General features: G+C 67.3%; 7 protein-coding genes. 6 read left to right on the top strand and 1 reads right to left on the bottom strand.

Features of this window, described 5'->3' with window-relative positions; genetic code table 11:
• From ABW137_RS18265 to ABW137_RS18240, 6 genes are all read left to right on the top strand, one after another.
• Nucleotides 1-555 (top strand): 2-oxo acid dehydrogenase subunit E2 (locus ABW137_RS18265; RefSeq protein ID WP_526402503.1); only part of this gene is annotated, 555 nt, incomplete at its 5' end.
• Nucleotides 556-628: 73 nt separating this feature from the next.
• Nucleotides 629-1,369 carry an SDR family NAD(P)-dependent oxidoreductase gene (locus ABW137_RS18260; RefSeq protein WP_526402501.1) on the top strand — a complete coding sequence of 247 codons (741 nt, stop codon included), beginning with the start codon at nucleotides 629-631 and terminating at the stop codon, nucleotides 1,367-1,369.
• A gap of 44 nt (nucleotides 1,370-1,413) precedes the next feature.
• On the top strand, nucleotides 1,414-2,238 hold the full coding sequence (locus ABW137_RS18255) for a helix-turn-helix domain-containing protein (protein WP_526402499.1): 825 nt from the start codon (nucleotides 1,414-1,416) through the stop codon (nucleotides 2,236-2,238).
• Between the two features lie 28 nt (nucleotides 2,239-2,266).
• Complete coding sequence (locus ABW137_RS18250; RefSeq protein WP_526402497.1) at nucleotides 2,267-3,373, top strand: alkene reductase; 1,107 nt, start codon at nucleotides 2,267-2,269, stop codon at nucleotides 3,371-3,373.
• A gap of 125 nt (nucleotides 3,374-3,498) precedes the next feature.
• Nucleotides 3,499-4,710, top strand: a complete 1,212-nt coding sequence (locus tag ABW137_RS18245) for an acetyl-CoA C-acetyltransferase (protein WP_526402495.1) — start codon at nucleotides 3,499-3,501, stop codon at nucleotides 4,708-4,710.
• Between the two features lie 9 nt (nucleotides 4,711-4,719).
• On the top strand, nucleotides 4,720-6,870 hold the full coding sequence (locus tag ABW137_RS18240; protein WP_526402493.1) for a 3-hydroxyacyl-CoA dehydrogenase NAD-binding domain-containing protein: 2,151 nt from the start codon (nucleotides 4,720-4,722) through the stop codon (nucleotides 6,868-6,870).
• Nucleotides 6,871-6,931: 61 nt separating this feature from the next.
• Here ABW137_RS18240 and ABW137_RS18235 read toward each other — a convergent pair.
• The coding region (locus ABW137_RS18235) for a pyridoxamine 5'-phosphate oxidase family protein (protein ID WP_526402491.1) at nucleotides 6,932-7,201 on the bottom strand (270 nt) is incomplete at its 5' end.

Genomic DNA, 7,201 nt, shown 5'->3' with positions numbered 1-7,201 from the left:
CTGCGCCGCTCGGTCAACGAGGCTGCGTCGGTGAAGGTTTCGCTCAACGACTTCGTGCTGAAGGCCGTCGCGGGAGCGCTCGTCGAGGTGCCGGATGCCAACGCGATCTGGAATGAGACGTCCCTGCGGAGGTTCGACCGCGTCGACATCGCGGTCGCCGTGGCGGTCGACGGTGGGTTGCTCACGCCGGTGCTGACGGGAGTGGACACGATGCCGCTGTCCGTCGTGGCGGCCACCGTCGCCGACATGGCGCAACGCGCCCGCGAGGGTCGACTCAAGCAGCAGGAACTGGAGGGCGGCAGCTTCTCGGTGTCCAATCTCGGGATGTACGGGGTGAGTGAGTTCTCGGCGATCCTCAATCCGCCGCAGTCCGGCATCCTCGCCGTGGGAGGCGCCACGCTGCGTCCCGTCGTCGTCGACGGCGAGCTGAGCGCCGCCACGGTCATGACGGTCACGCTGTCGGCCGACCACCGCGTCATCGACGGCGCGGTCGCCGCGCAGTGGATGGCGGCGTTCACCCGACGGATCGAGAACCCCCTGTCGATCCTGATCTGAGGGTCGCCCATTCCCGTCATGGTGGTATAGCTTCTACCTCCCCATCGGGGGCCGGGTGCGGTGTGATCGAGTCATGACCAAAGATGACAACACCATCGTTCTCGTGACCGGAGCCAATGCCGGTATCGGCTTCCACGTGGCGCAGCAACTTGCCCGCGCCGGGGCGCGCGTCCTGCTGGGATCCCGCGATCCGGCGCGGGGATCAGCCGCCGCAGGGGAATTGGCCGCGCAAGGTCTCGACGTCGACCCGGTCACCCTCGACGTCACCGACGACGCCACCATCGCCGAGGTGACCACTCGTGTCTCCGACACCTACGGTCGGTTGGACGTCCTGATCAACAACGCCGCGATCGTGGGTGACGGGCTTCCGGCCTCCGAGGTGAGTCGCGAGTCGATGCTGGCGACCTTCGATACCAACGTCGCCGGGGTCACTGCACTCACCAATGCCATGTTGCCGTTGTTGCGGGCGTCGGTGCGGCCGCGGATACTCAACGTCTCGAGCGAACTGGGGTCGACGCGCCTTGTCAACGACCCCGACTGGGCGTACTCGTCGGTTGCAGTCGCCGCCTACCAGGCGTCGAAGAGCGCGCTGGACATGCTCACCGTGCTGTACGCCAAGGAGCTTGCGGCAGAGCACATTTCGGTACTCTCGGTGAGCCCGGGATATCGAGCCACCGGACTCAGTCAGGGCCGCCCCACCCCGGGTGCCGGCGACCCCGCCGAAGGTGCGGCAGGCATCGTCGCGCTGGCGCTCGCCGCCGAGACGTCCACCGGCGAGTTCTTCAGCGACGCCGGTGAGCTCGTCGCCTGGTGATCGCCGGGGCCCCCGTCGCAGTGAGGTCGTGCCACTATCGAAGGATGGACGGCGAGTCGGCAGGCAGATTCCTGCGAGCGGTGCGGGAGAGTCGAGACCCACGTGAGTTCGGATTCAGCCTGGAGGGGCGCCGCACCACGGGGCTGCGACGTTCCGAAGTCGCCGGGCTGGCCCATATCTCGATCGAGCACTACACCAACGTGGAACGTGCCCGCGGAGGCGGCCCCTCCGAGCAGGTGGTCGGCGCGATAGCCGATGCGCTGCGCCTGGATGACGACGAGCGACGACATCTGTTCCAACTCGCAGGCCGCCCCGTGCCCTTGGGGACCGAACCAAGCACCGAGGTCACCCCCAGCGTTGCGAAACTGGTGCAGGGACTGGGCAGTACTGCGGCCATCGTGCTGAGCGCGCGCTTCGACGTTCTTGCCTGGAACGCCGAGGCCGTCGTCCTCATGGAGGACTTCGGTGCCCTGCCGCAGCGGGAGCGCAACGTGGCGCGACGCCACTTCCTCCCGAGCGCCGAGGTGCCGAGGCACTACGGCATGAGCGATGCAGACCAATTCTCGCGGATGGTGGCGGGCCAACTGCGGGCCACCGCGGCCCGCTATCCCCGCGACCGTCGGACCAGGGAGCTGATCTCCGACCTGCTCGCCGGAAGCGCGGAGTTCGCCGAACTCTGGGACGACGCCACCGTCGTCACCTCGACCCACATGATCAAGCGGCTCGAGCACCCCGAACTGGGTCATCTGACGCTGGCGTGTGACTCCCTGCTGGACCCGCACCGGGATCAGAACATCGTGATGTTCTCGGTCATCTCGGTGGAGACGCCGCACCGCAACACACAGTTGATCAGCTCGGGCCGGGAATGAACTGCGGCCCCACGACGCTGACGGCGACGTGACCTTCAAGCTCGAGGACGATGCGACCCTGTTGAAGTCGATCCAGGTTGGCGAGACGTTCGCCAAGAACCGGATCTTCATGGCGCCGTTGACCAGATCGCGGGCCGACGGTGACGGCACACCATCGGTGCTTGCCGCGCAGTACTATTCGCAGCGCGCTGCGGCAGGCCTGATCATCAGCGAGGCGACCGCAATCTGCGAGCAAGCCAACGGGGCGTACATGCACACCCCCGGCATCTACACCGACCGGCACCAGGAGGCGTGGGCCGACATCGCGTCGGCCGTGCACGCCGAGGGCGGCAAGATGTTCGTCCAACTCTGGCACGTCGGTCGGATGGCCCACCCCGAGATCAGCGGCTTCGAGGTCGTCGGGCCGTCGCCCATCGCCGCCGACATGCTGACCCACACCCCGTCGGGCAAGCAGCCCCTCCCGGTGCCGCGGGCGTTGACGGTGCCCGAGATCGGGTCGATCGTCGACCAGTTCCGCGTGGCAGCGCGTCGGGCGATCGACGCAGGCATGGACGGCGTGGAGATCCACGGCGCCAATGGCTATCTGCTCCACGAGTTCTCCTCCGACGTCGTCAACCAGCGCACCGACGCCTACGGCGGCTCACCGGAGAACCGGGCCCGTCTGACCGCCGAGGTGGTCGAAGCCGTTGCCGCCGAGATCGGTGCCGCTCGAGTGGGTCTGCGGATCTCGCCGGGGAACACCGCAGGCGACATGCGGGAAGACGACAAGGTGAGCACCTACGAGGCGCTGCTGGAACGGATCGCGCCGCTTGGCCTGGCCTACCTGCACCTGCTGATCGACCCCGACGCCCCGGCGTTCGGAGCGCTGCGCGGGGTCTGGCCCGGGTCCGTCGTCCTGAACACCGGTCGCGACCGGGAGTCGCGGTTCTGCCAGCTCGAAGAACTGGCCGAGTGGGGCGTCATCAGCGCCGCAGCCGTGGGTCGGGCGTTCTTGGCCAACCCCGACCTCATCGACCGGCTCAAGCTGGGTGCCGAGCTCAACGAGCCGGACGTGGCGACCTTCTACGCGCCGGGCCCGGCCGGATACACCGACTACCCGACGCTGGCCGAGGCGGCGGAGCGGCTCTCGGCGTGACCCTCGGGTGATCCTCGACGCCCTCGGTCGACCCTGAACGTGAGCAACCTCCCAACCACCCGGTTGGGAGAGGCTGTTAGGCTCGCGACTAATTGGGGACCCGATCTGAAGAAGAGGAATTCACCATGTCCGAAGAAGCCTTCATCTATGAGGCCATCCGCACGCCACGCGGTAAGCAACGCAACGGCTCGCTCAACGAGGTCAAGCCCGTCAACCTCGTCGTCGGACTGATCGACGAGCTGCGCTCACGCCACCCCGACCTCGACGAGAACCTGATCAGCGACGTCATCCTCGGCGTCGTCTCGCCCGTCGGCGACCAGGGCGGCGACATCGCCCGCACCGCCGCGCTGGTGGCCAAGCTGCCCGAGACCACCGGCGGCTTCCAGCTGAACCGCTTCTGCGCCTCCGGCCTGGAGGCCGTCAACACGGCCGCGCAGAAAGTCCGCTCCGGCTGGGACGACCTGGTGATCGCCGGCGGCGTCGAGTCGATGAGTCGCGTCCCGATGGGCTCCGACGGCGGCGCCTGGGCCACCGACCCTGAGACCAACTACCGCCTCGGCTTCGTGCCGCAGGGCATCGGCGCCGACCTGATCGCCACCATCGAGGGCTTCTCACGCGACGACGTCGACGCCTACGCCGTGCGCTCGCAGGAGAAGGCCGCCGCGGCATGGTCGGGCGGCTACTTCGCCAAGTCCGTCGTGCCGGTGAAGGACCAGAACGGTCTGGTCATCCTCGACCACGACGAGCACATGCGACCCGGCACCACCCTGGAGAGCCTCGGCAAGCTGAAGTCGGCCTTCGAAGGCCTCGGCGCGATGGGCGGCTTCGACGACGTGGCGCTGCAGAAGTACCACGCCGTCGAGAAGATCAACCACGTCCACACCGGCGGCAACAGCTCCGGCATCGTCGACGGCGCCGCCCTGGTGCTCGTCGGGTCCGAAGCCGCAGGCCAGTCCCAGGGGCTGACCCCGCGCGCCCGCATCGTCGCGACCGCGACCAGCGGCTCCGACCCGATCATCATGCTGACCGGCCCCACGCCTGCCACCAAGAAGGTGCTCGACCGCGCAGGCCTGACCGTCGACGACATCGACCTGTTCGAGCTGAACGAGGCCTTCGCGTCGGTGGTGCTGAAGTTCCAGAAGGACCTGAACATCCCCGACGAGAAGCTCAACGTCAACGGTGGCGCCATTGCGATGGGCCACCCGCTGGGCGCCACCGGCGCCATGATCACCGGCACCATGGTCGACGAGCTCGAGCGCCGCGGTGCCCGCCGCGCGCTGATCACCCTGTGCATCGGCGGCGGCATGGGCGTCGCCACCATCATCGAGAGGGTTTGAGGCCTAGAAATGGCAACAGTAGAGAACACGATCAAATGGGACAAGGATGCCGACGGCATCGTCACGCTGACGTTGGACGACCCGACCGGCTCGGCCAACGTGATGAACGAGCACTACCAGCAGTCCATGGCCAAGGCCGTGGAACGCCTTGAAGCCGAAAAGGATTCGATCACCGGCGTCGTCATCACCAGCGCCAAGAAGACCTTCTTCGCAGGCGGTGACCTCAAGGGCATGATCAAGCTCGGCCCCGAGAACGCGGGCGAGGCCTTCGACATGGTCGAGACCGTCAAGGCCGACCTGCGCAAGCTGGAGAAGCTCGAAGTACCCGTCGTCGCCGCCATCAACGGTGCCGCCCTCGGTGGCGGCCTTGAGATCGCGCTGGCCGCAAACCACCGCATCGCCGCCGACGTCAAGGGTTCGGTGATCGGCCTGCCCGAGGTCACCCTCGGCCTGCTCCCCGGCGGCGGCGGCGTCACCCGCACCGTGCGCATGTTCGGGATCCAGAAGGCCTTCATGGAGATCCTGAGCCAGGGCACCCGGTTCAAGCCCGCCAAGGCACTCGAGACGGGTCTGGTCGACGAACTGGTCGGCAGCGTCGAGGAATTGGTGCCCGCCGCCAAGGCGTGGATCAAGGCCAACCCCGAGGCCCACACCCAGCCGTGGGATGCCAAGGGCTACAAGATGCCCGGCGGCACCCCAAGTAGCCCCGCGCTGGCAGGCATTCTTCCTTCGTTCCCCGCGCTGCTGAAGAAGCAGCTCAAGGGCGCACCGATGCCCGCGCCGCGCGCCATCCTCGACGCCGCCGTCGAAGGCGCTCAGGTCGACTTCGACACCGCCAGCCGCATCGAGAGCCGCTACTTCACCTCGCTGGTCACCGGCCAGGTGTCGAAGAACATGATCCAGGCGTTCTTCCTGGACCTGCAGTCGATCAACGGCGGAGGCTCGCGTCCCGACGGCATCGCCAAGCAGCAGATCACCAAGATCGGCGTGCTCGGCGCGGGCATGATGGGCGCGGGCATCGCCTACGTCTCGGCCAAGGCCGGCTTCGACGTCGTGCTCAAGGACGTCAGCATCGAAGCCGCCGAGAAGGGCAAGGGCTACTCCGAGAAGCTGGAGGCCAAGGCGCTCGAGCGTGGCAAGACCACGCAGGAGCGCAGCGACGCCCTGCTGGCCCGGATCACCCCGACCGCAGATCCCAACGACTTCAAGGGCGTCGACTTCGTCATCGAGGCCGTCTTCGAGTCGGTCGAGTTGAAGCACTCCGTGTTCCAGGAGATCGAGGACATCGTCGAGCCGAACGCACTACTCGGGTCCAACACCTCTACGCTGCCGATCACCGGGCTCGCGGCGGGGGTGAAACGCCAAGAGGACTTCATCGGGATCCACTTCTTCTCCCCGGTCGACAAGATGCCGCTCGTCGAGATCATCAAGGGGGAGAAGACCTCTGACGAGGCACTGGCGCGCGTGTTCGACTACACGCTGGCCATCGGCAAGACCCCCATCGTCGTCAACGACAGCCGCGGCTTCTTCACCAGCCGCGTCATCGGCACCTTCGTCAACGAGGCGCTCGCCATGCTTGGCGAAGGCGTCGTGCCCGCCAGCATCGAGCAGGCAGGTAGCCAGGCCGGTTACCCGGCGCCCCCGCTGCAGCTGTCCGACGAGCTCAACCTCGAGCTGATGCACAAGATCGCGGTCGCCAGCCGCAAGGGCATCGAGGACGCAGGCGGCACGTACGAGCCGCATCCGGCCGAGGCGGTCGTGGAGAAGATGATCGAGATCGGGCGGCCATCGCGGCTGAAGGGTGCAGGCTTCTACTCCTACGCCGACGGCAAGCGCGTCGGGCTATGGCCGGGGCTGAAGGAGACCTTCAACTCCGGCACGACGGACCTGCCGCTGCAGGACATGATCGACCGCATGCTGTTCGCCGAGGCGCTCGAGACGCAGAAGTGCATCGACGAGGGCGTGCTGACGACGACCGCGGACGCCAACATCGGCTCGATCATGGGCATCGGCTTCCCGCCGTGGACCGGCGGCTCCGCGCAGTTCATCGTCGGATACCAGGGTCCGCTTGGCACCGGCAAGGACGCGTTCGTCGCCCGCGCCAAGGAGCTGGCCGCCCGCTATGGCGAGCGCTTCGAGCCGCCTGCGTCGCTGACGTAGGTTTGCGAGGAGTCGCAAGATCCCCTGAGGCGCGGCTGTCAGGGGATTTTGCGGCCGCTCGTCAGAACGAACCCATGTCGGACGACAGCCAATTCTCCGGCTTCATGGTGATCACGACGTGTGCACCGAGTTCCCTGCGCGCAAACTCCAGATACCTGTCGGCGGCGTCACCGCTGAGGTAGCGTCGAGTGATCTCCTCCAGGTGCGCGTCGGTTCCTGGCTCGATGCTGCTGACCGCACCGTCGACCGCCACGTAACGGACGGTCGGCTCGACGCGCTCCACCATCAGCGAGAAGAAGCCGGTCGCCTCGATCAGCCGCGCCTTCCGAGA

The sequence above is a fragment of the Mycobacterium sp. genome, assembly GCF_040509115.1.
Lineage (GTDB): Bacteria > Actinomycetota > Actinomycetes > Mycobacteriales > Mycobacteriaceae > Mycobacterium.
The sequence above is the reverse complement of the archived record's forward strand: the minus strand, read 5'-3'. Positions and strand labels throughout refer to the sequence as shown.